We start from the raw sequence: 24,722 nt of genomic DNA, 5'->3' as shown, positions 1-24,722 counted from the left end.
CCTTTGCGTCAGAGATCGGGGTAGGTTGCGTTTGCAACGCTGCCAGCAACGCCGCAGCACTCGCGCCACGACAATCCACTACAAATTGCGCACCTGCCGCGCGCGCCAGTTCGGCAACTCGCGGGCTGGGTACAAATAAGGGTAGCCGAGCCAGATCGGCCCAAGCCTCAGCAGCCAGCTCGCGCAAATGCGCAAAACCCTGCCCACTGCTGACCACCAGAGCGTTCAGGCGTTCAGCCTGCACCCGCTCGGCCAACGCCGCGGGCGGGTACTCCGGCAGCACCCGACGATACAGTGGCAGATAGTCCACCTGCACACCTTGGCCGCGCAAGCGCTCGGCCAGTAACTCTCGGCCACCCTCTCCACGCAGGATCAGTACCCGCGGGTTAGTGGCCGTTGCCAGCGCCTGCTGCAACTGCGGCAAGGCGAGCAGCGCTTCACTGTCATCAGCCTGCTCGGGGTAATACACCCGACGGCCATGCTCTTGCAGAATCTGCGCCGTGGCCGCACCGACACTGAACCATGGCTGGGTCTCAGACAGCGGTGTTTGAGTACGATCCAACAAGGCCAGAGCCAACCGCGCCGCCGGCTTGCTCACCACGATCACCGCACAGTAGCACTGAAAGTCAGCCAGATAAGCCTGTTGCTCTGCGCTCTCGGCCAACGCTTCGATCGCCAACAACGGCAAGCTGCTGCTGAAGATACCTTGTTGCGCCAAGCATGCAGCCAACGCGGCCGACTCATCTGTCGGTCGCGTCAGCAGCAAACGCCAGCCGCTCACTCGGCGGCGGCCTCGCCGTACACGGCTTGCAAGATGGCCGCTGCGCCCTGCGCCAGCAGCGCTTCGGCTACCTGCACGCCGAGCTGTTCGGCATCTGCCGTGCTCGCACGTTGCTCGGCACGCAGTAATTGAGTGCCATCCGGTTGGCCGACCAGACCGCGCAGCCACAGCTGGTCACCCTCGAGCAGCGCATAACAGGCAATCGGCACCTGGCAGCCGCCATTCAAATGCTTGTTCAAGGCACGCTCGGCCGTCACCCGTAATGCCGTATCGCGATGATGCAGAGGCGCCAGCAAGGCATGGATCTCACTATCCACACTGCGGCACTCAATGCCCACTGCGCCTTGACCACCCGCTGGCAGGCTGTCTTCGGGGCTGATGGAGGCCCGAATGCGATCTTCAAAACCGAGGCGGATCAGCCCAGCAGCCGCGAGGATAATGGCGTCGTAGTCACCGGCATCCAGCTTGGCCAAGCGGGTGTTGACGTTGCCGCGCAGGAACTGGATTTTCAGATCCGGCCGACGTGCCAGCAACTGCGCCTGACGTCGCAGGCTGGAAGTGCCGACCACGCTACCGGCAGGCAGTGCATCGAGGCTGGCATAGGTGTTGGAGACGAAGGCATCGCGCGGGTCTTCACGCTCGCAGATGCAATACAGGCCCAGGCCTTCGGGGAAGTCCATCGGCACATCCTTCATCGAATGCACGGCAATGTCGGCCTGATTTTCCAGCAAAGCGGTTTCCAGCTCTTTGACAAACAGGCCCTTGCCGCCAATTTTCGCCAGCGGCGCGTCAAGCAGTTTGTCGCCACGACTGACCATGGGCACCAGGCTGACCTTGAGGCCAGGGTGCGCCTGCTCCAGGCGAGCTTTGACGTGTTCGGCCTGCCACAGGGCCAGGGCACTTTTACGGGTGGCGATGCGAATTTCGCGAGGCATGGGGCAATTCCAGAAAACGAACTGCCAAGGATAATAACAGGCTGGCCCACATCAGGCCTGCGACCCTGGCGGCTAAAGCGCCTTAACAACCGGTATAGGAGCGCGCGAGCTAGAGTGAGGCAAGCCTGCTTCCAACGCAGGACGCCTGCGTGCAGCAGACCCAGCCAGAACGCTAGAGGTTGTGCATCAGCTTGCGCACCCCGGCCACATGCCGGCGACTGACAATCAGTGCTTCCTCGTTCATGCCCTTGAGGAACAGCTGAAAATGCCCAAGCGGGGTGCGCTGCAAGCGCTCGATACGTTCGCGGGCCACCAGGGCATTGCGGTGGATGCGCACAAAGCGATCACCAAACTCGTCTTCCAATGCTTTCAGCGGCTCGTCCAGCAAGACCTCGCCACCAGCGTGACGCAAGGTCACGTATTTATGATCGGCAATAAAGTAGATCACCTGATCCAGCGGAATAAGCTCGATACCTTTACGGGTTCGCGCACTGATATGGCTGCGCGGACCGCCGCCGCTGTCTACCGCAGGGCGCGTCAGGGCGGCCAGCTGTACGCGATTGGGCCGCTCGGCCTTCTTCAGCGCCTCACTGAGACTCTCCGCGCGCACCGGTTTGACCAGATAACCCACCGCGCAGACCTGGAAGGCCTCCAAGGCAAATTCGTCATGGGCCGTACAGAAAATCACCGCAGGCGGCGCCTCACGTTCACACAACTTGGCCGCCACCTGCAGGCCATCCATACCAGGCATACGGATATCCAACAGCACCACATCCGGCCTTAAGCTGTCGATCAGGCTCAATGCTTCCTCGCCATTGCAGGCGGCGGGTTCAAGCACGCGATAGCCCTCGAGTTCGCCCACCATGCGGCTTAGGCGCTCACGGGCCAGGGGTTCATCATCGACAATCAGGACATTCATAATGCACGGGCTTCCTGCTTGGGTCTCGCACAAGGATAGCGTAGACAAGTGAAGTGGCGGCCGTCACGGCGCTCTACGCTGAGACTGGCCCGCGGCCCAAAAAGTGCCACCAGCCGCGCATCGATATTGCTCAGCGCCTGATGTGTACCGTTTGACGGCGGCTCCTCGCCTAATTGTTCGTATGGATTGCTCACGCACAGCTGGAATACCCCTTCGTGATAACTCGCCTCGACCCGCACCAGACCGCCCTCAATGCGCGGCGCAATGCCGTAGATCAAAGCGTTTTCCAATAAGGGCTGCAGCGTCAATTGTGGAATCGGCAGATCATCCGGCACACCAGCCACCTCCCATTGCAACTGTAGACGCTCGCCGAGCCGATAGCGCTCAATCGATAAATATCGTTGCGCTAACTCCAGCTCTTCGCACCAAGGCACCAGACTGCCAGGTTTGGCCAAGCTGGCGCGAAACAGATCAGACAGGTCCAGTACCGCCTGCTCGGCCTTGTACGGATCGATCACCACCAGGCTGGCAATACTGTTCAGGCTATTGAACAGAAAGTGCGGGCGGATACGTGCCTGCAGCGATTCGATGCGCGCGCGCAGTTCGGCCTGCTCTTGTTTGCGCCACTGGCTTTGCAGGTAAAAATAGCGCAGTAACAGCGCCGACATGATCAGGCTGATCAGCCCATGGCGCAGATACAGATTGACCTCGCCAGTGCGCGCCAGCGGGCCGCCCAACTCGTAATAATCGGCGACCGCCGTACATGCCAGGCTCAACCCAACCACAATCGCACAGCACAGCGCGCCGGCCATGGCCGCTGGCATACGCGCCATCAGTGGACGTAAGCGGCACAGCACGGCCGCCGACAGCAACACAATCCACTGCACAAACAATGAGGTCAGCGCCAAACGCACCCAATCAAACCCCGGCAACATTGGCTCGGACAACACCAGCACCAGCACCAGCAACTCAGCCAATAGCACCATGCTCAGCAGGGCTTCGGGCTGACACAGCTCAGGCACGAAGAAGTCATCGACCAGCGGTGCTTGTTTTTCGGATAAACCGTTTTTTATTTTCATCACCGCAGTTTCCGCGTGACCTGCCCCAGCAGCAAGATAGACAGCTGCCACCGGGCAAAATAAAGCACCGAAATGCACCCGCCGCGACAAAACTGTGAACGGCGCAACACTGCCTGCTCTCAGCCTAGCTGCCCCTCCGACAACCTGACGCGGCGAATTTGCCGGCCAGCCTGTTATTATCGACGCACTTTTCCGTCTTGCCGGCCGCCCCAGCGCGGCCAGCCCGTTTTAGCGCACCAGCCGAGCGAAGCCCATGAGCACTGAAAAAACCAATCAATCCTGGGGCGGCCGCTTCAGCGAGCCCGTCGATGCCTTTGTTGCCCGCTTTACCGCCTCCGTCGAATTCGACAAGCGCCTGTATCGCCACGACATCATGGGCTCCATCGCCCACGCCACCATGCTGGCCAAGGTCGGCGTACTAACCGACGCCGAGCGCGACAGCATCATCGACGGCCTGCAAACCATCCAGGGCGAGATCGAAGCCGGCCAGTTCGACTGGCGCGTGGATCTGGAAGATGTGCACATGAACATCGAGGCGCGCCTGACCGCCCGCATCGGCGTCACCGGCAAGAAGCTGCACACCGGCCGTAGCCGCAACGACCAGGTGGCCACCGATATCCGCCTGTGGTTGCGCGACGAGATCGACCTGATCCTGGCCGAGATCACCCGCCTGCAACAGGGCTTACTGGAGCAGGCCGAGCGCGAAGCCGAAACCATCATGCCCGGCTTCACCCACCTGCAAACCGCCCAACCCGTGACCTTCGGCCACCACCTTCTGGCGTGGTTCGAAATGCTCTCGCGCGACTACGAGCGCCTGGTCGACTGCCGCAAACGCACCAACCGCATGCCCCTGGGCTCGGCCGCGCTGGCGGGCACCACCTACCCGATTCAACGTGAAGTTACCGCGCAACTGCTGGGTTTCGACGCAGTCGGCGGCAACTCGCTGGACGGCGTATCGGATCGCGACTTCGCCATCGAATTCTGCGCCGCTGCCGCGATTGCCATGATGCACCTGTCGCGTTTCTCCGAAGAGCTGGTGCTATGGACCTCTGCGCAATTCCAGTTTATTGACCTGCCGGATCGTTTCTGCACCGGCTCCTCGATCATGCCGCAGAAGAAAAACCCTGACGTACCGGAATTGGTACGCGGTAAAACCGGCCGTGTATTTGGTGCACTGATGGGCCTGCTGACTCTGATGAAGGGCCAGCCGCTGGCCTACAACAAGGACAACCAGGAAGACAAAGAGCCGCTGTTCGACGCCGCCGACACCCTGCGTGATTCACTACGTGCCTTTGCCGACATGATCCCGGCGATCAAACCCAAACACGCGATCATGCGTGAAGCGGCGCTGCGCGGCTTCTCCACCGCCACCGACCTGGCCGACTACCTGGTGCGTAAAGGCCTGCCGTTCCGCGACTGCCACGAAATCGTCGGCCATGCCGTCAAGTTCGGCGTCGACACGGGCAAAGACCTGGCCGAGATGAGCCTAGAAGAGCTGCGCCAGTTCAGTGACCAGATCGAGCAAGACGTATTTGCCGTACTGACCCTGGAAGGCTCGGTGAATGCCCGTGACCATATCGGCGGCACTGCACCGAACCAGGTGCGTGCTGCGGTCGTGCGTGGCCGCGAGCTGCTCGCCGCGCGTTAATCTGACCCGGCGTGAGTAGCGCTCACGCCGCCGGCCAGCCAGCCAAGGAACCCGTATGCCTCTACACATCCGCCCTGCCACGATCGATGACACCGCACAGATTCTGCGCTTTATCATCGATCTGGCCATCTATGAGAAAGCCGAGCACGAGGTGAAAACCGATGCTGCCGGCATCCAGAACAGCTTGTTTGGCGCCGACAGCACTTCGCACGGGTTAATTTGCGAGCTCGACGGGGTACCGATTGGTTATGCCGTGTACTTCTTCAGCTACTCAACTTGGCTGGGCAAACACGGCATTTACTTGGAAGACCTCTACGTCAGCCCCGACCAGCGCAAGATCGGCGCCGGTAAAGCATTGCTACGCCACCTCGCGCAACTCGCCGTAAGCAAAGGCTGTGGTCGCCTAGAGTGGGGAGTGCTGGACTGGAACACACCGGCTATCGATTTCTATGAATCCTTCGGTGCCAAACCCCAGGATGGCTGGACCACCTATCGCCTCACCGGCCCCGCCCTACTGGATTTCGCCCAGGGCTGAACTGCATCTTCCGGAGTACCGCATGAGCGAGCAAGACGACGAAGACTTTGCCCAGGACACCCTGTCCCAAGCCATCGAAAACCAGCTTGAAGCGGGCGAGCCGGCCTTCGTTCAGGCCGTGCTGAACAAGCTGACTCTGGTTGGCTACACCCGCGAAGCCATTATCGAACTGATGGCCCTGGTACTGGCCGACGAGATCGATGCCATGCTGGCAGCCGACCGCGCCTTCGACCTGGCTCGTTATGAACAAGGCCTGCGCGCCCTGCCCGAGCTGCCTGAGCAACCCGTGTAAAAAGTCCGAAGATTTTTGCCCCACTGGCGTCCGACTTCTGGCAGCATCAGGACGAAGCAGACTGCCAGGCGCTTCACTACACTGCCTTCACAGGCTGCCTGTTGTTTCAGCCGATTTACCGCAGCGGGTGCTGCAGCCGCCGGCCGCAGCTCACTAAAACAAGAAGCTGGAGTACCTATGGCCTTTACCTCTGAACTGATTGCCGAACTGGAAATCCTCGCGTTGTTCAACCTGGGCACCACCCAGGAAGGAATCAAGGTTCATCACACTGCCGCACCCTCGGCGATTGCCGCCGCCCATCGACTGCACGAAAAAGGCCTGATCAACCAACCCGATGGTGGCTACTTGACCAGCCTGGGCCTGGATGCGGCCGAACACGCCCAAGTCCTGCTGACCATTCTCAATGTGACCGAAGCGGCCTGAGCATCTGCCTAGGGCTTGCCGCGGGTGATAGGGCGTTAGAAATGGCCTCGGCGGCTTATGCTGAGCTTGTTTCTAATGCCACGATGGCCCCGCAAACTGCGCGTCAACATCCTGCTCGCTCGCCACAGATGAAGCAGCGTCTAAGCCACCCTAGCCTGCGTTACAGCGGCGCCCTAAAGCGGCCCGCTACGCAGGCGATAACCCTGTATCCGCAGCCGTCCGCCAGCCCGCTGGCAAGGCATGATCACGCACCGCCCTGCAGAGCCTGAGCATGAGCCGCACCGAAGAAATCCGCCCAGACATTGAAGACGGTATCGACCGCAAGGTACTGACGCAGCTGCGTGCGCGCTTTCTCAAACTCAACAAGGGCCGCCTGCAGCGCGCCATGCAAGCGCTGTCGACCCGTCAACAGCTGGTGTTGCGGCTGTTGCCGTTGCTGTTCCACGTTAACCACCCGCTGTTACCGGGTTATGTTTCCGGGCTCACGCCGGCCGGCCTCAGTGGGTTTGAGCCCGATGACGCGTTGCTCTCTGAAGCGCAGCGGCTGACTCGCTCGTTCGCCTACAAGCCCTATCGCGGCAAAGAAACGCTGCCGATTCATGGGCTGTTCCTGATGGGCAGCCTAGGCACCGTCGCCCAGGCCGAGCACAGCGATATGGACCTGTGGGTGTGCCACGCCAGCAACCTCAGCTCGCAACAGCTGCAGGAACTCAACAAGAAATGTGCCCTGCTGGAAAGCTGGGCCGCCACCTTCGGCGCCGAGGCGCATTTCTTCCTGATTGATCCCGCGCGTTTCACCCAGGGCGAACGCGCGGCGCAGTTGACTTCGGATGACTGCGGCACCACCCAGCATTACCTGCTGCTCGACGAGTTCTACCGCACCGCGATCTGGCTTGGCGGGCGTACGCCGCTGTGGTGGCTGGTGCCTGTGTATGAAGAACCGCGCTATCAGCACTACACCAGCACCCTGCTAGCCAAGCGTTTTATCCGCGCCGAGGACGTGCTCGACCTGGGTCACCTGGCGCGCATTCCGCCGGAAGAATTTATTGGCGCGGGGATGTGGCAGCTGTTCAAGGGCATCGAGTCACCCTACAAGTCGGTACTCAAGCTGCTGCTGACTGAGGTCTACGCTAGCGAACACCCCAAGGTCGAATGCCTGTCGCTGCGGTTCAAGCAGGCGGTGTTCTCTAACCGCTTAGATGTCGACGAACTCGACCCCTATATCGTGGTGTATCGCCGCCTGGAGGAATACCTGATCGGCCGCGGTGAACATGAGCGCCTGGAGCTGATCCGCCGCTGCCTGTACCTCAAGGTCGACAAAAAGCTCAGCCGCCCGCCACGCAACAATCGCAAGAGCTGGCAGCGCCTACTGCTGGAACGCCTGACCCACGACTGGAATTGGGACAGCCGCCAACTGGCCATGCTCGACAGCCGCAGCCAGTGGAAGGTGCGCCAGGTCAGCGCCGAACGGCGCATGCTGGTTAACGAGCTGACCTACAGCTACCGCTTTCTTTCCGAGTTTGCCCGCAGCGAACAGGCCGGCAGCTCGCTTAACAGCCGCGACCTCGGCATCCTTGGGCGGCGCCTGTACGCGGCCTTCGAACGCAAGGCCGGTAAGATCGAATTTATCAACCCCGGCATCGCCCCGGACCTGGCCGAAGACACCCTGACCCTGGCGCAAAGCCCGAGTCCGGATGATCCTAATGACAGCCTGTGGGCGCTCTATAGCGGCAGCGTCAACGCCCAAGACTTAGCCGACTTCTCACCGCTCAAGCGCTCGCGTGAGCTGATCGAACTGCTCGCCTGGTGCCAGCGCAACGGCGTGATCGACAACAGCACGCGCCTGTCATTGCACCCAGGTTCCAGCGACCTCAGCGAGTTTGAGCTGTCTAATTTGCTCAGCAGCTTGCAACAAGTGGTACCGCTGCCGCTGCCCGCTGTTGATGAGGTCGCTCTGCTCAGCGCCAGCACGCCCGGCGAAGTGCTGCTGCTGGTCAACGTCGGCATCGACCCGCTCAAGCAGTTCAGTCAGATGAACATGCACATGACCACCGAGCGCACCGATGCGCTGGGTTATTCCGGGGTACGTGAGAACCTGATTCTGACCCTCGACCAGGTCACCCTGAACAGTTGGAACGAGCTGCTGGTGACCCGCTATGACGGCCCCCATGCACTGCTGGATTGCCTGCGCGACTTTCTCAACGCCCTGCCCGTCAACGGTAAGAAACCTAACTTGCGCGTGCGCTGCTTCTGCCGCAATCGCGCCACGGCGATTGCCGAGCGGGTTGAGGAGTTGTTCCGCGAAACCCTCGCTAGCTTCAGCAGTGCACAGGCCAATCGTTATTTGCTGCAGATCAAGCAGCAGTACCACGTGCTGGAACTCAAGCCCGGTCACGTCAGCCACACCAACCTGAAAGATTTGCCCACCCTGATCAATCACCTGGGCGAGGAGCTACCGGGCTACAGTGAACTGTACGTAGACCGCAGCGCCCTAGACGGAGAAGACTTGGCGCTGATCCTGCCGATCGGCCGGCCGCAGTGCATTCAAGTGTTCTATCGCCTGGATGAAAACAGCGCGACAGCTGAGCTAAGCGTGCTCGATGAACACAATGCCCTGTGGCGTCAGCAAATGCCTTTTCGTGATGAACAGAGCCTACTGACGCCCCTGCAACGCTTTCTGCAATCTGTTTTGTATCGGCGCAGTGCGCTATTGCCGCTGGACAATCAGCCCGCGAATCAGCCGCTGGAGGTGCTCTATTACCAGGTGTTGCCCGATGCACCTCTGCGCGCACAGCGCCTGGAGCGTCGGCCTGCGCCGCACTCGGCGATCAGCCACCCGTTCTATGACGTGCAGGCGATCGTCGAGCCTGGTGATGGCAAGCGTTCGCACGTCACCCTGTACTGCAACCACCGTGAGTTTTCCGAACTGGAGTATGCCGGCGATCTATTCGCCGCCGTGGCGCAACACATTCTCGCGCAGCGCCGCGATGGCGCGCGCTACCCCTGCTATATCACCGACCTGGACCTGTCGGCGGTACTGGGAGAGGGGCATATGCAGAGCGTGCATTACCTGCGCTACAAGAGCCGCCTGGAAGCGGCCCTTAATCAGGCCCTGCAAAAGGCCTGAGGTACAACTCAGGCGCGACTGTACTCGCCGGCAGCTTCTGGCTGGTATTCCACCGCGAGCAGCGTGAGCTTGAGCACCTTGCCAGAAGGTCCAGTCCAGTCAATGTGCTGACCCACCGACAACCCCAACAAAGCGCTACCTACAGGGGCGAGAATCGACACCTTGCCTTCACCACCGGCGTCCTGTGGGTAAACCAGGGTCAGGTGGTAATCCTTGCCGCTGCTTTCTTCACGACAATGCACCCGTGAATTCATGGTCACCACCCCGGCCGGCACCTCGTCATGGCCAACCACATCGGCGCGGTCGAGTTCCGCCTGCAGAGCCACCGCGCCGGGACCGAAGTCATCCAGACTGTCGAGCAAATGCTCCAGACGTTGCAGGTCGAGACGGGTGATGGTGAGCGAAGGTGCGCTGGTCATGGTACGGGTATGTCCCCTTTACGGATCGTGAAAAAAGCAAAACCCCATCACGGAGATGGGGTTTTGCAAGGCTTAGGCCGACCGTACCACAGCCACTTAAATAAACAAGACTGTGCGGTCAAGGTCCGCCGCTATGCCGTTGCAAACGGGCGTCGGCTGCCAGACAAATCGCCCGTTTACGGGCTCGATCCGCCGTGCCCCACTCGAGGATTTCCGCCAAGGCACGACCGCAGCCCAGGCAGACATCCTGATCATCCAGGCAACACTGGCGCCGACAAGGCGAGGCGACCTCCAGGTCGGTGCCTTCAGAGTTCTTCGAACTCAAGGTCCGCACCGGATTGTTCCAGCGTGATGCGCACCAGCATTTCACCTAATTGCTCATCGCTGCTGTCGCACATCCAGCGTTCGCTGGCTTGGTCGTAATCGAAGTGGAAACCACCAGAACGCGCCGCCAGCCACAGTTGGCGCAACGGCTCTTGGCGACTGAAGATCAGCTGGGTGCCGTTCTCGAAGCGCACCGTCAATACCCCTGCCGAGTTTTCCAGATCAAGGTCCAAATCGCTGTCATCGAAGATATCTTCCACCGCCTGCTGGGTGGCATCGACCAAATCGTGAAAGCGGGCTTCAGTCAAACTCATTACGACTTACCTCAAAAAATTCAGCGACTGCAACGTCTTGGGTTGCAGTGTTTAATGTTCACTCAGCTGACGACGATATTCGCCTGGGCTCTGCCCCGTCCAGCGGCGAAACGCACGGGCCAGTGAACCGGGCTCGCTAAAGCCTACCAGAAAGGCGATTTCTGCCAGCTCCAACGCCGGGTCACGTAAATAGTGCAGCACCAGCTGCTGGCGCGTTTCGTCCACCAACTGATTAAAGGATAACCCGGCTTCACGCAAACGCCGCTGCAGGGTACGGGGACTCAGCGCCAAACGCGCGGCAATTTGTTGCAAGTCCGCGCCCACTTCCGGCAGTTGCCGCGCCAACTCCAGCCGCGCGCGGTCGAGCACACAATGGCCCTGCTGGATCTCGCCAAGCAGGCGATCAGCATAGGCATCGAGCATCAGGCGCACTTGAGCATCCGCCTGCCCAAGCGGCGTGGCGAGCAGACGTTTGGGAAATACCAAGGCGTTATCGGCCTGATCGAATAACACCGGACAACGAAAAATCCGCTGATACTCGACCGTATCCGCCGGTGCCGAATGCTGGAAGCGCACCTCGGTCGGCGGAATATCCAGGCCGCTGATCCAGTGGCCGAACGTCACCCAGCCGGCCAGGGTTTCCTCACTCAGCTGACGCTGCTGCTGCGCCAGCAATGGCTGCCAGCTGTGCGCGACCTGCGGCTCAAGACCCTCGCGCAACGGCTCGTCAGCCAGGTCAACACGCCCCAAGTTACCCACCAGCGCGGCATAGCGCGCCTGACGGTGCAAGGCATCGGCGAGGGTCGCACAACTCATGATCAGGTAACCGAGTACACCGTAGTAACCGGGGCGTACTGCTTCGCCCAGATGCAGGCCCAGCTGCGCGTCCCCGGTCAAACGCACGCCATGGCCGAGCAGCTCCAGATAGGTGCTAGCGGCAATACGCTGATCACGCTGAGCGAGGACCTGTGGGTTCAACTGCACCTGCCCAAGCAGCTCGACAGTATCGACACCCTGGCGCCCCAGGTAATCGAGTAAACCTTGCAGGTAAGCCACTGAAACCGAACTGCTCGCGGGTACGGGGTTGTCCATCCAGGCTCCTGATCGCTGACGATGGGCGCAAAGCTAGCCGCAAAGATACAGGCAAAGCCCCGCCAGGCGGGAACCCCAGCGCATAGGCAAGCTGCCGGGGGGCCGGTATACTGCGGCGCATCTATGCTTTATTACAGGGATTTCATCATGAAGCGGCTGTTTACTGCCCTTTTCACCGTGGTTGCTATCAGCACCCTGCTCGCTGGCTGCGGCCAGAAAGGCCCGCTGTTCCTGCCAGAAGAAACCGCACCTGTGCCTGTACAGGCTGAACCTGCGACTGAACCCGCACAGACCGAATAAGGACAGCGCATGAACGCCTTCAACTACCGCGACGGTGCGCTGTTCGCGGAAGGGGTGGCGTTGTCCGCCATCGCCCAACGCTTCGGCACGCCGACCTACGTCTACTCGCGCGCGCACATTGAAGCGCAATACCGCGCCTATGCCGATGCTCTGCAGGGCATGCCGCACCTGGTCTGTTTTGCCGTTAAAGCCAACTCCAACCTCGGCGTGCTGAATGTCCTGGCGCGTCTCGGCGCCGGTTTTGACATCGTCTCCCGTGGCGAGCTGGAACGCGTCCTCAGCGCCGGCGGTGAGGCAAGCAAGATCGTCTTCTCCGGCGTCGGCAAGAGCCGCGACGACATGCGCCGCGCCCTGGAAGTGGGCGTGCATTGCTTCAACGTTGAATCCACCGATGAGCTGGAGCGCCTGCAAATCGTCGCCGCCGAGCTGGGCAAAACAGCGGCCATTTCGCTGCGGGTCAACCCAGACGTGGACGCGGGCACCCACCCGTACATCTCCACCGGTTTGAAAGAAAACAAATTCGGCATCGCCATCAGCGACGCGCCGGCTGTGTACGCCCGTGCCGCTGCAATGCCGAACCTGCAAGTGGTCGGTGTCGACTGCCACATCGGCTCGCAGCTGACCACACTGCCGCCGTTCCTCGACGCCCTCGATCGCTTGCTGGCGTTGATCGATAACCTCGCAAGCCAAGGTATCCAGATCAAGCACCTGGACTTGGGCGGCGGTCTCGGCGTGCAGTACCGTGACGAGCAGCCACCCTTGGCAGGCGACTATATCGCCGCCGTGCGTGAGCGTATCGCCGGCCGTGACTTGGCCCTGGTATTCGAGCCGGGCCGCTCGATTGTCGCCAACGCGGGCGTGCTGTTGACCCAGGTCGAGTACCTCAAGCACACCGAACACAAAGACTTTGCCATCGTTGACGCGGCGATGAACGACCTGATTCGCCCGGCCCTCTACCAGGCCTGGATGGAAGTGGTGCCGGTGCAGCCGCGCGACAGCGCGACGCGTAATTACGACATCGTCGGCCCCATCTGCGAGACCGGTGACTTCCTCGCCAAAGACCGCGACCTGGCCCTGGCCGAAGGTGATCTGTTGGCCGTGCGCTCGGCCGGTGCCTACGGCTTTGTCATGAGCTCCAACTACAACACCCGTGGCCGCGCCGCTGAGGTGATGGTGGATGGTGAACACGCCTTCGAAGTGCGTCGCCGTGAGACGCTCAGCGAACTCTTTGCGGGCGAAAGCCGCCTGCCGGAGTAGTGGCGATGTTATTGCGCTTTACCAAGATGCACGGCCTCGGCAACGACTTTATGGTCCTTGATCTGGTCAGCCAGCACGCGCATATCCAACCGAAGAACGCCAAGCAGTGGGGCGATCGCCACACCGGTGTGGGCTTCGATCAGCTGCTGTTGGTCGAGCCGCCCAGCAGCCCAGACGTGGACTTCCGTTACCGCATCTTCAATTCCGACGGCTCGGAAGTGGAGCAATGCGGCAACGGCGCACGCTGCTTCGCGCGCTTTGTGCTGGACAAGCGCCTGACGGTGAAGAAGCAAATGCGCGTGGAAACCAAAGGCGGCATCATCGAGCTGGACGTGCGCAGTGACGGCCAGATCAGCGTCAACATGGGCGCGCCGCGCCTGGTGCCTGCCGACATCCCCTTCCAAGCCGAACAGCAGGCACTGAGTTACAGCGTGGCCGTCGACGGCCAATCGATTGAACTCGCCGCCATCTCGATGGGCAACCCGCATGCGGTGCTGCGCGTCGACAGCGTCGACACTGCGCCAGTGCACAGCCTGGGGCCAAAACTCGAACACCACCCGCGCTTTCCCCAGCGGGTCAATGTCGGGTTTCTGCAAATAGTTGACCGCAAGCAGGCCAAGCTGCGCGTCTGGGAGCGCGGCGCTGGGGAAACCCAAGCCTGCGGTACCGGCGCCTGCGCCGCGGCAGTGGCCGCAATCAGTCAGGGATGGATGGATTCACCACTGCAGATCGAATTGCCCGGCGGCAAACTGAGCATCGAGTGGGCAGGTCCGGGCCAGCCCGTTATGATGAGCGGACCCGCAGTACGTGTGTACGAAGGACAGGTTCGTTTATGAGCGACAAGCAGGATTCACCCAAGCCTCTGGATTCACAAACGGTTGCAGCCTACCTAAGGCTGCATCCGGAATTCTTTATTGACCACGATGAGCTGATCCCCGAGCTGCGCATTCCGCACCAGCGCGGCGATACCGTGTCGTTGGTCGAGCGCCAGGTGAAACTGCTGCGCGAGCGCAACATCGAGATGCGCCATCGCCTTTCACAGCTGATGGATGTGGCCCGCGACAACGACCGCCTATTCGACAAGACTCGCCGCCTGGTACTCGACCTGCTCGACGCCAACAGCCTGGAAGGCGTGGTCAGTTGCGTCGAAGACAGCCTGCGCAGTGAGTTCCAAGTGCCCTTCGTCAGCCTGATTCTGTTCAGCGACGCGCCGCTTCCCGTGGGCCGCTCGGTCAGCAGCGCCGAGGCACATCAAGCCATCGGCGGCCTATTGGCCGGCGGTAAAACCATTTGTGGCGTGCTGCGCGAGCATGAACTGAACTTCCTGTTTGGCAGCGCAGACGGCGCGCAGGTCGGCTCAGCGGCCGTGGTGGGCATTAACTACCAAGGCCTGCATGGCGTACTGGCGATTGGCAGTGCCGACCCGCAGCACTACAAGAGTTCGCTGGGCACCTTATTCCTCGGCTATATCGCCGAGGTTTTGGGCCGCGTGGTCCCGGGCTTTGCCACCCCACTGCGCTCGGTACGCTAACGCCGTAATCAGACACCGAGCGCACCGCAGGGAGCTTCCATGCAAGACCTACTGGACGCCTACCTGGAACACCTGCGCAGCGAGCGCCAGCTTTCTCCCCACACCCTGAGCGGCTACGGTCACGACCTGAGCACCCTGTTGCAGTTCTGTAGCCAAGAGCAGATCGACAGCTGGGCGCTGCTCGACGCGGCACGCTTGCGCCGCATGGTCGGTCGCCTGCACATGCAAGGCCAATCCAGTCGCAGCCTGGCGCGCCTGCTTTCCGCCACTCGCGGCCTTTACCGCTACCTGATCCGTGAAGGCCACTGCCAAAGCGACCCCGCCAGCGGCCTGATGCCGCCCAAGGGCGAACGCCGCTTGCCAAAAACCCTGGATGCCGACCGCACTGCGCAATTGCTCGACGGCGCCCTGGAGGACGACTTTATTGCCCGCCGCGACCAGGCCATGCTGGAGCTGTTCTATTCGTCAGGCTTGCGCTTGTCAGAGCTGGTGGGCCTCAACCTGGATGGCCTCGACCTGCCTGCCGGTCTGGTGCGGGTACTCGGCAAGGGCAACAAGACTCGCGAATTACCGCTTGGGCGCATGGCACGCCAAGCCATGGAACACTGGCTGCCGCTGCGGGCGCTGGCCAATCCAGCCGATGGTGCGGTGTTTATCAGCCAACAGGGCCGCCGCATCGGCCCGCGGGCGGTGCAGCTTCGCGTGCGTCAGGCCGGCGTGCGCGAACTCGGCCAACATCTGCATCCGCATATGCTGCGCCACAGTTTCGCCAGTCATATGCTGGAGTCGTCCCAGGACTTGCGCGCGGTACAGGAACTGCTCGGCCACGCCGATATCGCCACCACCCAGGTCTACACCCACCTGGATTTCCAGCACCTGGCCACGGTCTATGACCAGGCCCATCCACGGGCCAAACGTAAAGGCAGCACAGAATGAGCATTCAGCTGATCACCTTCGACCTCGACGACACCCTGTGGGATGTCACCCCAGTGATGCAAGACGCCGAAGCGGCGCTGCGCAACTGGCTGGCGCTACACGCACCGCGCTTGGGCGCCGTACCTGTGGAACACCTGTGGTCGATTCGCGCGACCCTGCTGCAGGCCGAACCGATGCTCAAACATCGCCTGAGCGAACTGCGCCGGCGCATCCTCTTGCTGGCCCTGGCAGACGCCGGCTACCCGGCCAGTGAAGCGCAAGCGCTGGCCGAAGCAGGCTTTCAAGTGTTTCTCGCCGCGCGCCATCAGGTCGAGCTGTTCGCCGAAGTTCATCCAACGCTTGAAGCCTTGGCCAATCGCTTCCAGCTCGGGGTCATCACCAACGGCAATGCCGACGTACGCCGCCTGGGCCTCGCTGATTACTTCCAGTTTGCCCTGTGCGCCGAGGAACTGGGGGTCGGCAAACCGGAGCCGAAACCCTTCGAAGAGGCGCTCAAGCGCGCCGGGATAGCCGCCGAACATGCCGTGCATATCGGCGACCACCCCAGCGACGATATCGCCGGAGCCCAGGCCGCCGGCCTGCGTGCCATCTGGTTCAACCCCCAGGGCAAAGCCTGGGAAGCCGATAACAGCCCGGACGCGCAGATCCGCAGCCTGGCCGAGTTGCCCGCGCTGCTGCATAGCTGGGCGTAGGCTGAAGACGCGCAGCTCTAGCCGGCTATGCGCGATGGTTGGATAAAGCGCCATCCACCCTCCAGAGTCATCTGCTGCCTTAACAAGGCATCACCCACAAAAAAGCCCACAGGCTTATGGCATGTGGGCTTTTTGCTTTACCGCAGACGCTTAGATAGGGCGACTGCCGTACTTGCTGTCCGGCTTCTTGGGCGGATCGGAAACCACATTCGGCTCGACCTCCTGCACCTTGCCACCACGCGAGAGGAACTCTTGCATGGCACGCTCCAGCGCATCGCGCTCCTTCTGCTTGGCTTCGACGCTGGGCAACTCTTCTACAGCGACCGCGGCCTTGGCTTTTTTACTTTTGCTGGCCGGGACGATTTCGTCGTCACCATCGCCATCGTCATCACTGCCGTCGCCATCATCGGCGGCAGCCAGTTCTTCGCCTTCGTCTTCGTCAGCGCTTTCTAATTCGTCGTGTTCCAGATCTTCGTCGCTCATGTTCCAACCTCATGACTTGCGAAAAGCAGAGTAGTTATAGCCCAGCTGCGCCAGCTTTCTAACGCCGCTGGTAAAAATTCCAGGAATCTTGCCTTGGCTGAGCACTGCGCATCGGCGTTCTGCACTCAACGGCGCGCATTTTAGGGCCTGTTCGTGTTTCATCACAACAAACAGACTTCACTGTCGCAGAAAAAACAAAGGGCGCCATTAGGCGCCCTTGTTCAAAGCAGAGGGAATTAACGCTTGGTGAATTCCGGATAGGCTTCCATACCGCATTCGGCGATGTCCACGCCTTCGTATTCTTCTTCCTCGGTAACGCGCAGGCCGATCACCAGTTTGATGATGGACCAGACGATCAGGCTGCAAACAAAGACCCAGGCGAAGATCGAACCGATACCCAGCAACTGAGCGCCGAGAGTAGCGTCACTGTTGGTCAGGCAAACAGCCAGCAGACCCCAGATACCGACCACACCGTGCACGGAGATGGCACCGACCGGATCATCAAGCTTGAGCTTGTCCAGACCGAGGATCGAGAACACCACCAGCACACCACCCACACCACCAATCAAAGTTGCTTGCATGGCTGTTGGGGTCAGCGGTTCGGCAGTAATAGCCACCAGGCCAGCCAGGGCGCCGTTAAGGGCCATGGTCAGGTCAGCCTTGCCGAACAGGATGCGCGCCACGATCAGCGCGGCGATCAAGCCACCAGCAGCGGCCATGTTGGTGTTAACGAACACGTTGGCCACGGCGTTAGCGTCTTCGATGGTGCTCATCTTCAGCTGCGAGCCACCGTTGAAGCCGAACCAGCCCATCCACAGAATGAAGGTACCCAGCGCTGCCATCGGCAGGTTGGCACCCGGAATAGCGTTAACCTGGCCATTCGGGCCGTACTTGCCTTTACGTGCGCCCAGCAGCAGTACGCCAGCCAGAGCAGCAGAAGCACCCGCCATGTGCACTACACCGGAACCTGCGAAGTCGAGGAAGCCCGCTTCGTTGAGAAAGCCCGAACCCCATTTCCAGAAGCCCTGTACCGGATAAATGAAGCCGGTCATGACCACGGCGAATGCCAGGAAGGCAAACAGCTTCATGCGCTCAGCCACAGCACCGGAAACGATCGACATACAGGTCGCGGCGAACACCACCTGGAAGAAGAAGTCCGAACGCGCCGAGTAGTAAGGGGCATCGTCACCGCCGGCCAGAACCGACTCAACGCTGTTCTCGTCACCCAGTAAAAAGCCGAAGCTTGGCAGGATGCCGCCTTCCGGGCTGGAGTACATGATGTGGTAGCCGATCACCAGGTACATGATGCTCGCCACTGCGTACAGGGCGATGTTCTTGGTAAGAATTTCAGTGGTGTTCTTGGCTCGCACCAGACCGGACTCGAGCATGGCAAAACCCGCTGCCATCCACATGACCAGGGCGCCACAAACCAAAAAGTAGAAGGTATCAAAACCGTACTGCAGTGCAGTCAATGCTGTGTTGTCCATGGTTCACCTCTTGCCGTTGCGCTTTATAGCGCTATTCGGTTAAGACGTCCGGGTTGGCTCCGGACGCGCTCCGTGTGCTTACAGGTTGTAGCCGCGCTCGTTATGCAGGGCGAGATCGAGACCGATGGTCTCTTCCTCTTCGCTGACACGCAGGCCCATTACTAGGTCGATCACTTTCAGAATCACGAAGGTCACCACCGCGGTGTACAGCACCGTGAAGGCCACCCCTTCGAACTGGATCCACAGCTGTGCTGGAATGTCTTCCACCGTGCCGAAGCCACCCAGACTCGGTGCGGCGAACGCCCCGGTGAGAATGGCGCCGACAATGCCGCCCACGGCGTGCACACCGAATACGTCGAGGGAGTCGTCATAGCCCAGCTTGCGTTTCAGGCTGGTGGCGCAAAAGAAGCAGATCGCACCACTGGCCAAACCAATCGCCAGAGCGCCCATCGGCCCCGCCGTACCGGATGCAGGGGTGATCGCCACCAGACCTGCCACAGCGCCCGAAGCAATGCCTAGTACGCTGGGTTTGCGATGCGTGATCCACTCGGCGAACATCCAGCTCAACGCCGCTGTAGCGGTGGCAATCTGAGTCACCAGCATGGCCATACCAGCGCTGCCGTTGGCGGCCAGCGCAGAGCCTGCGTTGAAGCCGAACCAGCCGACCCAGAGCATGCTTGCGCCAATCAGGGTGTAGCCGAGGTTGTGCGGCGGCATGGCGGTAGTCGGAAAGCCCTTACGCTTACCCAGCACCAGGCAGGCCACCAGACCGGCAATACCGGCGTTGATGTGCACCACGGTGCCGCCCGCGAAGTCGAGCACGCCCCAGTCCCACATCAGTGCGCCATCGCCGCCCCAGACCATGTGCGCAATAGGCGCATAAACCAGGGTGAACCACACCGCCATAAAGATCAGCATGGCCGAGAACTTCATGCGCTCGGCGAAGGCACCCACGATTAACGCAGGCGTGATGATGGCGAAGGTCATCTGGAAGGTGATGAACACACTCTCCGGAATTCCAGCCACCAGGCTGTCCAGGGTCAAACCAGAAAGGAAGGCTTTGGAGAAACCGCCGACGAAGGAGTTGAGGTTAACCACCCCCTGCTCCATACCGGTGGTATCAAAGGCCAGACTGTAGCCGTAGACGACCCACAGAATGCTGATCAACCCGGTTACCGCGAAACACTGCATTAACACCGACAGCACGTTCTTGGAACGCACCATGCCGGCGTAAAACAACGCCAGACCGGGAATGGTCATAAACAACACCAGGACAGTGGCGACTAACATCCAAGCGGTGTCGCCGCTGTTCAGGCTTGCCTCTTCGGCCATGGCAAAGCCAGGAACGAGAGACAAAAGGGCTCCTAGCCCTGCGATTTTTCGCAGAGTCATGGTTTAACTCCTGGGGCGTGGGGTTCGTTCGGAGGCTTAAACTGCGTCGGTGCCGGTTTCGCCGGTACGGATGCGGATCGCCTGTTCCAGGTTTACAACGAAAATCTTGCCGTCACCGATCTTGCCGGTGTTAGCAGCCTTGGTAATGGCCTCAATTACGCGATCGAGTTGATCGTCAGCGATGGCCACGTCGATTTTCACTTTTGGCAAGAAATCGACCACGTATTCAGCACCGCGGTACAGCTCGGTATGGCCCTTCTGGCGACCAAAGCCTTTGACTTCAGTGACAGTGATGCCCTGCACGCCGATCTCCGACAGTGACTCACGGACGTCGTCCAGCTTGAACGGCTTGATGATGGCAGTGACTAGCTTCATGTAACTCTCTCCCGTGTATGGTGGACTTGCCCCAGGAATTACGAACCCGGCCCAAGTCTAAGCGCAGTGCCTGGCTTTTGTAATGCATCGCAGCCCTGACCCAGCAGCACCGATGTTCACCAATGCTTCCGACGAAGCACTGGAACTGCATCGGTGCATGCGTACGGTAGACAAAGCAGAAAGCTTGCCAGATCAGCTAAAACCGATTTATTTCATGCAGTTACCCGGCAAACAGGGGGTTTGACCGAGTAACCACCCACATCCATCGCACAATAACAGTGCATAAGCCGGCCGAACCGCGCGCGAAAACCGTGCAAGCGCTGCTAATTCCCCACCAGCCGCGCTCGGCAAGCCGTGCAAAGCTGCGTGCTACACTGCCGCCACCTGTAAACGGAACCTCATCATGCTGCCACCTAAAGCCCTGCTAGACGCCCTCAGCACCCACGCCTCGCGCCTGTTCAACGGTGACGCACCCTTACCGCGCGGTGAATTCGAGGCCCAGTTCAAGGTGCTGTTGCAAAGCGCCTTCAGCAAACTCGACTTGGTCAGCCGCGACGAATTCGACAGCCAAATGGTCGTGCTGGCCCGCACTCGCGCGCGCCTGGAAGCCCTTGAGGCTAAAGTGGCCGCGATGGAAGCGCGCAACGCAGACGCCCCAGCGACCAGCGAGTAACGCCCACCGCGGATGCATCAGCCGATCAAGGAGTGATCGATGTCCCTGGCCATAGTCCATAGCCGCGCTCAAGTGGGCGTAGAAGCGCCCTCTGTCACCGTCGAAGCCCATTTGGCCAATGGCCTGCCCTCGTTGGCGCTGGTCGGCTTGCCAGAAACCGCCGTCAAAGAAAGTAAGGACCGCGTACGCAGCGCCATCCTCAACTGCGCCTTCGACTTTCCGCCCCGCCGCATTACCCTGAATCTAGCACCGGCTGACTTACCTAAAGACGGCGGGCGTTTCGACCTGGCAATTGCCCTCGGCATTCTCGCCGCCAGCGGCCAAGTGCCTGCCAGCGCGCTGGAGCACCTTGAGTGCCTGGGTGAACTGGCGCTGTCCGGGGCGATTCGCCCGGTACAGGGCGTATTACCCGCCGCGCTGGCCGCCCGCGCTGCCGGGCGCACCTTAGTGGTGCCCAAGGCCAATGCCGAGGAAGCCAGCTTGGCGTCTGGACTGACGGTGATTGCCGTTGAGCACCTACTGGAAATTGCCGCGCACCTTAATGGTCAGGCACCTATTGCGCCGTATCAGGCCCACGGCTTATTGCGCCAGGTGCTGCCCTATCCAGATTTAGCCGAAGTACAGGGGCAGCTTGCCGCTAAACGCGCCTTATTGGTGGCGGCTGCAGGCTCGCACAATCTGCTGTTTACCGGTCCGCCCGGCACCGGCAAAACCCTGCTGGCCAGCCGCCTACCCGGCTTGCTGCCACCCCTGAACGAGGCAGAAGCGCTGGAAGTCGCGGCGATTCACTCCGTGGCCAGCCACACGCCGCTATGTGCCTGGCCACAACGACCGTTTCGTACGCCTCATCACAGCGCGTCGGGCCCGGCGTTGGTTGGCGGTGGCAGTCGCCCGCAACCTGGCGAAATAACCTTGGCCCATCATGGCGTTCTATTCCTCGACGAGCTGCCTGAGTTTGATCGCAAGGTTTTGGAAGTATTGCGCGAACCGCTGGAAAGCGGCCATATCGTGATCGCCCGAGCCCGCGACAAGGTGCGCTTCCCCGCTCGATTTCAACTTGTCGCGGCGATGAACCCCTGCCCTTGCGGGCATCTGGGCGATCCATCCGGGCGCTGTCGCTGCAGCGGCGAGCAGGTCCAGCGCTACCGCAGCAAACTCTCCGGGCCGTTGCTCGACCGTATTGACCTGCACCTCAGTGTGCCGCGAGAAACCACCCGCCTCGACGTCAGCGCCGAACAAGGACCGAGCAGCACAGAGGTGGCCGCTCAAGTCGTTAGGGCACGCCAACAGCAACTGGACCGTCAAGGCTGCGCCAATGCGCACCTGGACCTTAACGGGGTGCAACAGCACTGCAGCCTGCCCAACGAAGACCGCCTGTGGCTGGAAAACGCCTGTGAACGCCTAGGGTTGAGCTTGCGTGCAGCCCATCGCGTACTGAAGGTCGCACGCACCCTGGCTGATCTGGACAGCGCGACACACATCAGCCGCGCGCACCTGGGTGAAGCCCTGCAATACCGCCCCAGCGGCAGCGCCGGCTGAATCGCAGACATAAAGAAGCCCCGCATGCGGGGCTTCTTTATGTTCGGCTAACGCTTACTGATCGCGTTGCGCCGCACGCTGACGACAGGCATCGCCGAACGCGCTAAAGATCTTCACCGAATGGGGATTTTGCGTCGCCTGCCACTCCGGGTGCCATTGCACCGCCAGGGTGAACTGTGCCACGCCTGGCAGGTGAAACGCCTCGATCAACCCATCCTCGGCCCTCGCCAAGGCCTCAACCCCGTCGCCCAGTCGGTCAATCGCTTGACCGTGCAACGAGTTGACTGCAAATGGCGCGTCGCCCATAAGGGCGGCAAACCAGCTACCGGGCAGCGCCTGCACCGTATGGCGATCGCCGTACTGCACAGCCACCGGGTCGTTAGAGTCTTCGCGGTGGTCATTGAAGCCCGGCACTTCATAGGCTTTCTGGTGAATGCTGCCACCCAAGGCCACGTTGATTTCCTGCATGCCACGGCAAATCGCAAACAACGGCAGACCACGCTCAAGGGCTGCGCGAATCAATGGGATATCGAACAAGTCTCGATTTTTATCCTGACCTTTGCTCGGGGTTTTGTTTTTTTGGCCGTACAGCGCCGGATCAATATTGCTACCCGCACCAGTCAGGTAAACACCGTCGACCATCGACAAGTATTGGTCGAGATCATCGACGCCACAGCAGCTCGGCGCCAATAGCGGCACACAGCCGGATAACTCGGCCAATGGTGTGATGTATTTATGGGTCATGACCTGATAAGCGTGACCTTTGCGCTCCTGGGTACCCATGGACATGAGCACCACCGGTTTACGCGCCGCTGAGCGCTTGTTGGAATCGTTGCTGGACATACTTCACCTTGGGGCCGGACAGTCGGCCATTGCTTTGCAGGGCAGTCAGTACTGTTGCACGCGCCCTGTTGTGCGGTCGGTATAGGCACCTGAGAGCCCCTACACCCTGCGAGCAAGTCTGCCAAAGCCGTAAAATATGTCAAACAAATAAGTGTTTATTGTTTGACAAAAAACAGCCGCAAATAACGAAATATCGAAAATAAAATACATAAGCCATTGATTTAAAATAATAAAAATACCCTTCCAGTAGTCCAATATTTTTTACGCCAATCAGGCTTGCTCTAACTCACCGACAACCGCGCCACCGCCGGCAACTGCATGGCCGCCACGTCGGCCACCAGGTAATCGCGTAAACGCCGAAAACGCTCCTGGCCACGCCGTGCCTTGGGCCATACCAGGTAGTAACTACAACCACTGGGCACTGCGCTCGGCCAAGGCAGCGCAAGCCGCCCCTGAGCCACATCTTCGGCAACCATCACCAGATCACCGATGGATACGCCATAACCACGCGCAGCAGCCACCATACCCAGCTCCAAGGTATCGAATACCTGACCACCTTTTAGCGGCACTTGATCGGCCAGGCCCATGGCCTGCAGCCATTGCCGCCAGTCACGACGATCTGGGGTGGGGTGCAGCAACTCAGCCGCCTGCAACCGCGGTAAATCCCAGGACGACCCACTCAAGGCTTCAGGCGCACAGACCGGAATCAGCCATTCGGCGAACAATTCGGTGCTTTCCCATTCCTCGGGGAAATCGCCCTGGCTGAGCAGCACCGCACAATCGAACGGCTCATGCAGAAAGTCCACCTTGTCCACGTCCATCCAGGCGCTGGTCAGCTGCACTTCACTGGCGCTACTCAGGCGATAGCGCGACAGGCGCGCCAGCAACCAGCGCATGGTCAGCGTCGATGGCGCTTTCAGACGCAACACCGTGTCATCAACACGCAACGTGTTGCAGGCGCGCTCCAGCGCCTCAAAGCCATCGCGCAGCCCCGGCAGCAGCATGCGCGCGGCTTCCGTGAGCTGCAGACTGCGACCGCGACGCTCGAACAAACGACAGGAAAAGTGCTCTTCCAAGGTGCGCACATGACGACTGACCGCACTCTGGGTAATCGCCAGTTCTTCACCCGCACGGGTAAAAGAGCAGTGCCGCGCTGCGGCTTCAAAGGCGCGCAAGGCATAGAGCGGTGGCAAGCGCTGATTCATGCGCTCAATTCATGAGTAATAGTCATGCCTATCATCGCTATTATCCTTTTGTGCTGGCGCAGCTGGCTTATGAGAATAGGCACATTCTCTGCCTGCGCGGATCACCCGAGCAAGCCCTCTT

At 60.6% G+C, this 24,722-nt stretch carries 26 protein-coding genes and 1 pseudogene; 13 read left to right on the top strand and 14 right to left on the bottom strand.

Annotated elements, in window-relative coordinates:
* Positions 1 to 25: 25 nt before the first annotated feature.
* The 4 genes and pseudogenes from D8779_RS20780 to D8779_RS08835 form a co-directional block, all read right to left on the bottom strand.
* Positions 26 to 781: pseudogene (locus D8779_RS20780) on the bottom strand (uroporphyrinogen-III synthase); the annotation flags it as partial.
* On the bottom strand, positions 778 to 1,716 hold the full coding sequence (hemC, locus tag D8779_RS08845) for a hydroxymethylbilane synthase (RefSeq protein WP_136664041.1): 939 nt from the start codon (positions 1,714 to 1,716) through the stop codon (positions 778 to 780). The gene hemC and the pseudogene D8779_RS20780, both read right to left, overlap by 4 nt.
* 172 nt (positions 1,717 to 1,888) lie before the next feature.
* A complete protein-coding gene (locus D8779_RS08840) occupies positions 1,889 to 2,635 on the bottom strand; it encodes a LytR/AlgR family response regulator transcription factor (protein ID WP_136664040.1) in 747 nt (248 codons plus the stop codon).
* Positions 2,632 to 3,714 (bottom strand): sensor histidine kinase, encoded by a 1,083-nt coding sequence (locus tag D8779_RS08835; protein WP_136664039.1) that lies wholly within the window; start codon positions 3,712 to 3,714, stop codon positions 2,632 to 2,634. Before D8779_RS08835 ends, D8779_RS08840 begins: the two co-directional genes overlap by 4 nt.
* A gap of 253 nt (positions 3,715 to 3,967) precedes the next feature.
* On the opposite strand from D8779_RS08835, the gene argH reads away from it, so the two are divergent.
* The 5 genes from argH to D8779_RS08810 all read left to right on the top strand — a co-directional run bounded on the left by argH (position 3,968) and on the right by D8779_RS08810 (position 9,739).
* Positions 3,968 to 5,362, top strand: coding sequence for an argininosuccinate lyase (argH, locus tag D8779_RS08830; protein WP_136664038.1), 1,395 nt, complete (start codon positions 3,968 to 3,970; stop codon positions 5,360 to 5,362).
* 55 nt (positions 5,363 to 5,417) lie between these two features.
* Positions 5,418 to 5,897 carry a GNAT family N-acetyltransferase gene (locus D8779_RS08825; protein ID WP_136664037.1) on the top strand — a complete coding sequence of 160 codons (480 nt, stop codon included), beginning with the start codon at positions 5,418 to 5,420 and terminating at the stop codon, positions 5,895 to 5,897.
* 22 nt (positions 5,898 to 5,919) lie between these two features.
* Positions 5,920 to 6,189 (top strand): hypothetical protein, encoded by a 270-nt coding sequence (locus D8779_RS08820; protein ID WP_136664036.1) that lies wholly within the window; start codon positions 5,920 to 5,922, stop codon positions 6,187 to 6,189.
* A gap of 177 nt (positions 6,190 to 6,366) precedes the next feature.
* A complete protein-coding gene (locus D8779_RS08815; RefSeq protein ID WP_136664035.1) occupies positions 6,367 to 6,612 on the top strand; it encodes a TIGR02647 family protein in 246 nt (81 codons plus the stop codon).
* Positions 6,613 to 6,883: 271 nt separating this feature from the next.
* Entirely contained in the window at positions 6,884 to 9,739 is a 2,856-nt protein-coding gene (locus D8779_RS08810) for a class I adenylate cyclase (RefSeq protein ID WP_136664034.1), read from the top strand.
* A gap of 8 nt (positions 9,740 to 9,747) precedes the next feature.
* Here the strand turns inward: D8779_RS08810 and rnk are convergent, their stop codons facing one another.
* The 4 genes from rnk to D8779_RS08790 form a co-directional block, all read right to left on the bottom strand.
* Positions 9,748 to 10,158: a nucleoside diphosphate kinase regulator gene (gene rnk, locus D8779_RS08805; RefSeq protein ID WP_136664033.1), complete on the bottom strand. Its 411-nt coding sequence runs from the start codon at positions 10,156 to 10,158 to the stop codon at positions 9,748 to 9,750.
* 118 nt (positions 10,159 to 10,276) lie between these two features.
* Positions 10,277 to 10,483 (bottom strand): DUF1289 domain-containing protein, encoded by a 207-nt coding sequence (locus D8779_RS08800; protein ID WP_136664032.1) that lies wholly within the window; start codon positions 10,481 to 10,483, stop codon positions 10,277 to 10,279.
* Positions 10,464 to 10,796, bottom strand: coding sequence for an iron donor protein CyaY (gene cyaY, locus D8779_RS08795; RefSeq protein ID WP_136664031.1), 333 nt, complete (start codon positions 10,794 to 10,796; stop codon positions 10,464 to 10,466). Before cyaY ends, D8779_RS08800 begins: the two co-directional genes overlap by 20 nt.
* A gap of 51 nt (positions 10,797 to 10,847) precedes the next feature.
* Complete coding sequence (locus D8779_RS08790) at positions 10,848 to 11,888, bottom strand: AraC family transcriptional regulator (protein ID WP_136664030.1); 1,041 nt, start codon at positions 11,886 to 11,888, stop codon at positions 10,848 to 10,850.
* A 147-nt stretch (positions 11,889 to 12,035) separates the two neighbouring features.
* On the opposite strand from D8779_RS08790, the gene lptM reads away from it, so the two are divergent.
* From lptM to D8779_RS08760, 6 genes are read left to right on the top strand one after another with little or no spacing between them, the layout of a single operon-like run.
* Positions 12,036 to 12,188, top strand: a complete 153-nt coding sequence (gene lptM / locus D8779_RS08785) for an LPS translocon maturation chaperone LptM (RefSeq protein ID WP_136664029.1) — start codon at positions 12,036 to 12,038, stop codon at positions 12,186 to 12,188.
* Positions 12,189 to 12,197: 9 nt separating this feature from the next.
* Complete coding sequence (lysA, locus tag D8779_RS08780; RefSeq protein WP_136664028.1) at positions 12,198 to 13,445, top strand: diaminopimelate decarboxylase; 1,248 nt, start codon at positions 12,198 to 12,200, stop codon at positions 13,443 to 13,445.
* Between the two features lie 5 nt (positions 13,446 to 13,450).
* Complete coding sequence (gene dapF, locus D8779_RS08775; protein ID WP_136664027.1) at positions 13,451 to 14,281, top strand: diaminopimelate epimerase; 831 nt, start codon at positions 13,451 to 13,453, stop codon at positions 14,279 to 14,281.
* Positions 14,278 to 14,976: a DUF484 family protein gene (locus D8779_RS08770; RefSeq protein ID WP_136664026.1), complete on the top strand. Its 699-nt coding sequence runs from the start codon at positions 14,278 to 14,280 to the stop codon at positions 14,974 to 14,976. The genes dapF and D8779_RS08770 overlap by 4 nt, the downstream gene beginning before the upstream one ends.
* A gap of 39 nt (positions 14,977 to 15,015) precedes the next feature.
* Positions 15,016 to 15,912, top strand: a complete 897-nt coding sequence (gene xerC / locus D8779_RS08765) for a tyrosine recombinase XerC (protein ID WP_136664025.1) — start codon at positions 15,016 to 15,018, stop codon at positions 15,910 to 15,912.
* Positions 15,909 to 16,604, top strand: coding sequence for an HAD family hydrolase (locus D8779_RS08760; protein ID WP_136664024.1), 696 nt, complete (start codon positions 15,909 to 15,911; stop codon positions 16,602 to 16,604). The genes xerC and D8779_RS08760 overlap by 4 nt, the downstream gene beginning before the upstream one ends.
* 150 nt (positions 16,605 to 16,754) lie before the next feature.
* Here D8779_RS08760 and sutA read toward each other — a convergent pair whose 3' ends face one another.
* The 4 genes from sutA to glnK all read right to left on the bottom strand — a co-directional run bounded on the left by sutA (position 16,755) and on the right by glnK (position 20,341).
* Positions 16,755 to 17,087, bottom strand: coding sequence for a transcriptional regulator SutA (gene sutA / locus D8779_RS08755; protein ID WP_136664023.1), 333 nt, complete (start codon positions 17,085 to 17,087; stop codon positions 16,755 to 16,757).
* Between the two features lie 236 nt (positions 17,088 to 17,323).
* Positions 17,324 to 18,574 carry an ammonium transporter gene (locus D8779_RS08750; RefSeq protein ID WP_136664022.1) on the bottom strand — a complete coding sequence of 417 codons (1,251 nt, stop codon included), beginning with the start codon at positions 18,572 to 18,574 and terminating at the stop codon, positions 17,324 to 17,326.
* Between the two features lie 78 nt (positions 18,575 to 18,652).
* Positions 18,653 to 19,966 (bottom strand): ammonium transporter, encoded by a 1,314-nt coding sequence (locus D8779_RS08745; RefSeq protein WP_136664021.1) that lies wholly within the window; start codon positions 19,964 to 19,966, stop codon positions 18,653 to 18,655.
* A 36-nt stretch (positions 19,967 to 20,002) separates the two neighbouring features.
* The gene (gene glnK / locus D8779_RS08740) at positions 20,003 to 20,341 is read right to left on the bottom strand and encodes a P-II family nitrogen regulator (RefSeq protein WP_021700071.1); all 339 of its coding nucleotides are present in this window, start codon (positions 20,339 to 20,341) and stop codon (positions 20,003 to 20,005) included.
* A 403-nt stretch (positions 20,342 to 20,744) separates the two neighbouring features.
* Between glnK and D8779_RS08735 the strand changes: the two genes are divergently transcribed.
* Together D8779_RS08735 and D8779_RS08730 are read left to right on the top strand one after the other, a co-directional pair.
* Positions 20,745 to 21,014 (top strand): accessory factor UbiK family protein, encoded by a 270-nt coding sequence (locus tag D8779_RS08735; RefSeq protein WP_136664020.1) that lies wholly within the window; start codon positions 20,745 to 20,747, stop codon positions 21,012 to 21,014.
* Positions 21,015 to 21,053: 39 nt separating this feature from the next.
* Positions 21,054 to 22,553: a YifB family Mg chelatase-like AAA ATPase gene (locus D8779_RS08730; RefSeq protein ID WP_136664019.1), complete on the top strand. Its 1,500-nt coding sequence runs from the start codon at positions 21,054 to 21,056 to the stop codon at positions 22,551 to 22,553.
* Between the two features lie 54 nt (positions 22,554 to 22,607).
* Here D8779_RS08730 and D8779_RS08725 read toward each other — a convergent pair whose 3' ends face one another.
* The gene (locus D8779_RS08725) at positions 22,608 to 23,396 is read right to left on the bottom strand and encodes a gamma-glutamyl-gamma-aminobutyrate hydrolase family protein (RefSeq protein ID WP_136664018.1); all 789 of its coding nucleotides are present in this window, start codon (positions 23,394 to 23,396) and stop codon (positions 22,608 to 22,610) included.
* 281 nt (positions 23,397 to 23,677) lie between these two features.
* Entirely contained in the window at positions 23,678 to 24,601 is a 924-nt protein-coding gene (locus D8779_RS08720; RefSeq protein ID WP_136664017.1) for a LysR substrate-binding domain-containing protein, read from the bottom strand.
* Positions 24,602 to 24,722: the final 121 nt, after the last annotated feature.

Origin of the sequence: Pseudomonas leptonychotis (assembly GCF_004920405.1) — a bacterium.
Taxonomy (GTDB): Bacteria; Pseudomonadota; Gammaproteobacteria; order Pseudomonadales; family Pseudomonadaceae; genus Aquipseudomonas; species Aquipseudomonas leptonychotis.
The sequence above is the reverse complement of the archived record's forward strand: the minus strand, read 5'-3'. Positions and strand labels throughout refer to the sequence as shown.

Coding starts and splice junctions, on each gene's coding strand:
- D8779_RS08770 (WP_136664026.1), top strand. CDS start 14,278: ATGAGCGACAAGCAGGATTCACCCAAGCCTCTGGATTCACAAACGGTT.
- lptM (WP_136664029.1), top strand. CDS start 12,036: ATGAAGCGGCTGTTTACTGCCCTTTTCACCGTGGTTGCTATCAGCACC.
- D8779_RS08835 (WP_136664039.1), bottom strand. CDS start 3,714: ATGAAAATAAAAAACGGTTTATCCGAAAAACAAGCACCGCTGGTCGAT.
- cyaY (WP_136664031.1), bottom strand. CDS start 10,796: ATGAGTTTGACTGAAGCCCGCTTTCACGATTTGGTCGATGCCACCCAG.
- D8779_RS08820 (WP_136664036.1), top strand. CDS start 5,920: ATGAGCGAGCAAGACGACGAAGACTTTGCCCAGGACACCCTGTCCCAA.
- xerC (WP_136664025.1), top strand. CDS start 15,016: ATGCAAGACCTACTGGACGCCTACCTGGAACACCTGCGCAGCGAGCGC.
- rnk (WP_136664033.1), bottom strand. CDS start 10,158: ATGACCAGCGCACCTTCGCTCACCATCACCCGTCTCGACCTGCAACGT.
- D8779_RS08790 (WP_136664030.1), bottom strand. CDS start 11,888: ATGGACAACCCCGTACCCGCGAGCAGTTCGGTTTCAGTGGCTTACCTG.
- glnK (WP_021700071.1), bottom strand. CDS start 20,341: ATGAAGCTAGTCACTGCCATCATCAAGCCGTTCAAGCTGGACGACGTC.
- D8779_RS08825 (WP_136664037.1), top strand. CDS start 5,418: ATGCCTCTACACATCCGCCCTGCCACGATCGATGACACCGCACAGATT.
- D8779_RS08735 (WP_136664020.1), top strand. CDS start 20,745: ATGCTGCCACCTAAAGCCCTGCTAGACGCCCTCAGCACCCACGCCTCG.
- D8779_RS08815 (WP_136664035.1), top strand. CDS start 6,367: ATGGCCTTTACCTCTGAACTGATTGCCGAACTGGAAATCCTCGCGTTG.
- sutA (WP_136664023.1), bottom strand. CDS start 17,087: ATGAGCGACGAAGATCTGGAACACGACGAATTAGAAAGCGCTGACGAA.
- D8779_RS08725 (WP_136664018.1), bottom strand. CDS start 23,396: ATGTCCAGCAACGATTCCAACAAGCGCTCAGCGGCGCGTAAACCGGTG.
- D8779_RS08840 (WP_136664040.1), bottom strand. CDS start 2,635: ATGAATGTCCTGATTGTCGATGATGAACCCCTGGCCCGTGAGCGCCTA.
- argH (WP_136664038.1), top strand. CDS start 3,968: ATGAGCACTGAAAAAACCAATCAATCCTGGGGCGGCCGCTTCAGCGAG.
- hemC (WP_136664041.1), bottom strand. CDS start 1,716: ATGCCTCGCGAAATTCGCATCGCCACCCGTAAAAGTGCCCTGGCCCTG.
- D8779_RS08745 (WP_136664021.1), bottom strand. CDS start 19,966: ATGACTCTGCGAAAAATCGCAGGGCTAGGAGCCCTTTTGTCTCTCGTT.
- D8779_RS08750 (WP_136664022.1), bottom strand. CDS start 18,574: ATGGACAACACAGCATTGACTGCACTGCAGTACGGTTTTGATACCTTC.
- D8779_RS08730 (WP_136664019.1), top strand. CDS start 21,054: ATGTCCCTGGCCATAGTCCATAGCCGCGCTCAAGTGGGCGTAGAAGCG.
- D8779_RS08760 (WP_136664024.1), top strand. CDS start 15,909: ATGAGCATTCAGCTGATCACCTTCGACCTCGACGACACCCTGTGGGAT.
- D8779_RS08720 (WP_136664017.1), bottom strand. CDS start 24,601: ATGAATCAGCGCTTGCCACCGCTCTATGCCTTGCGCGCCTTTGAAGCC.
- lysA (WP_136664028.1), top strand. CDS start 12,198: ATGAACGCCTTCAACTACCGCGACGGTGCGCTGTTCGCGGAAGGGGTG.
- dapF (WP_136664027.1), top strand. CDS start 13,451: ATGTTATTGCGCTTTACCAAGATGCACGGCCTCGGCAACGACTTTATG.
- D8779_RS08810 (WP_136664034.1), top strand. CDS start 6,884: ATGAGCCGCACCGAAGAAATCCGCCCAGACATTGAAGACGGTATCGAC.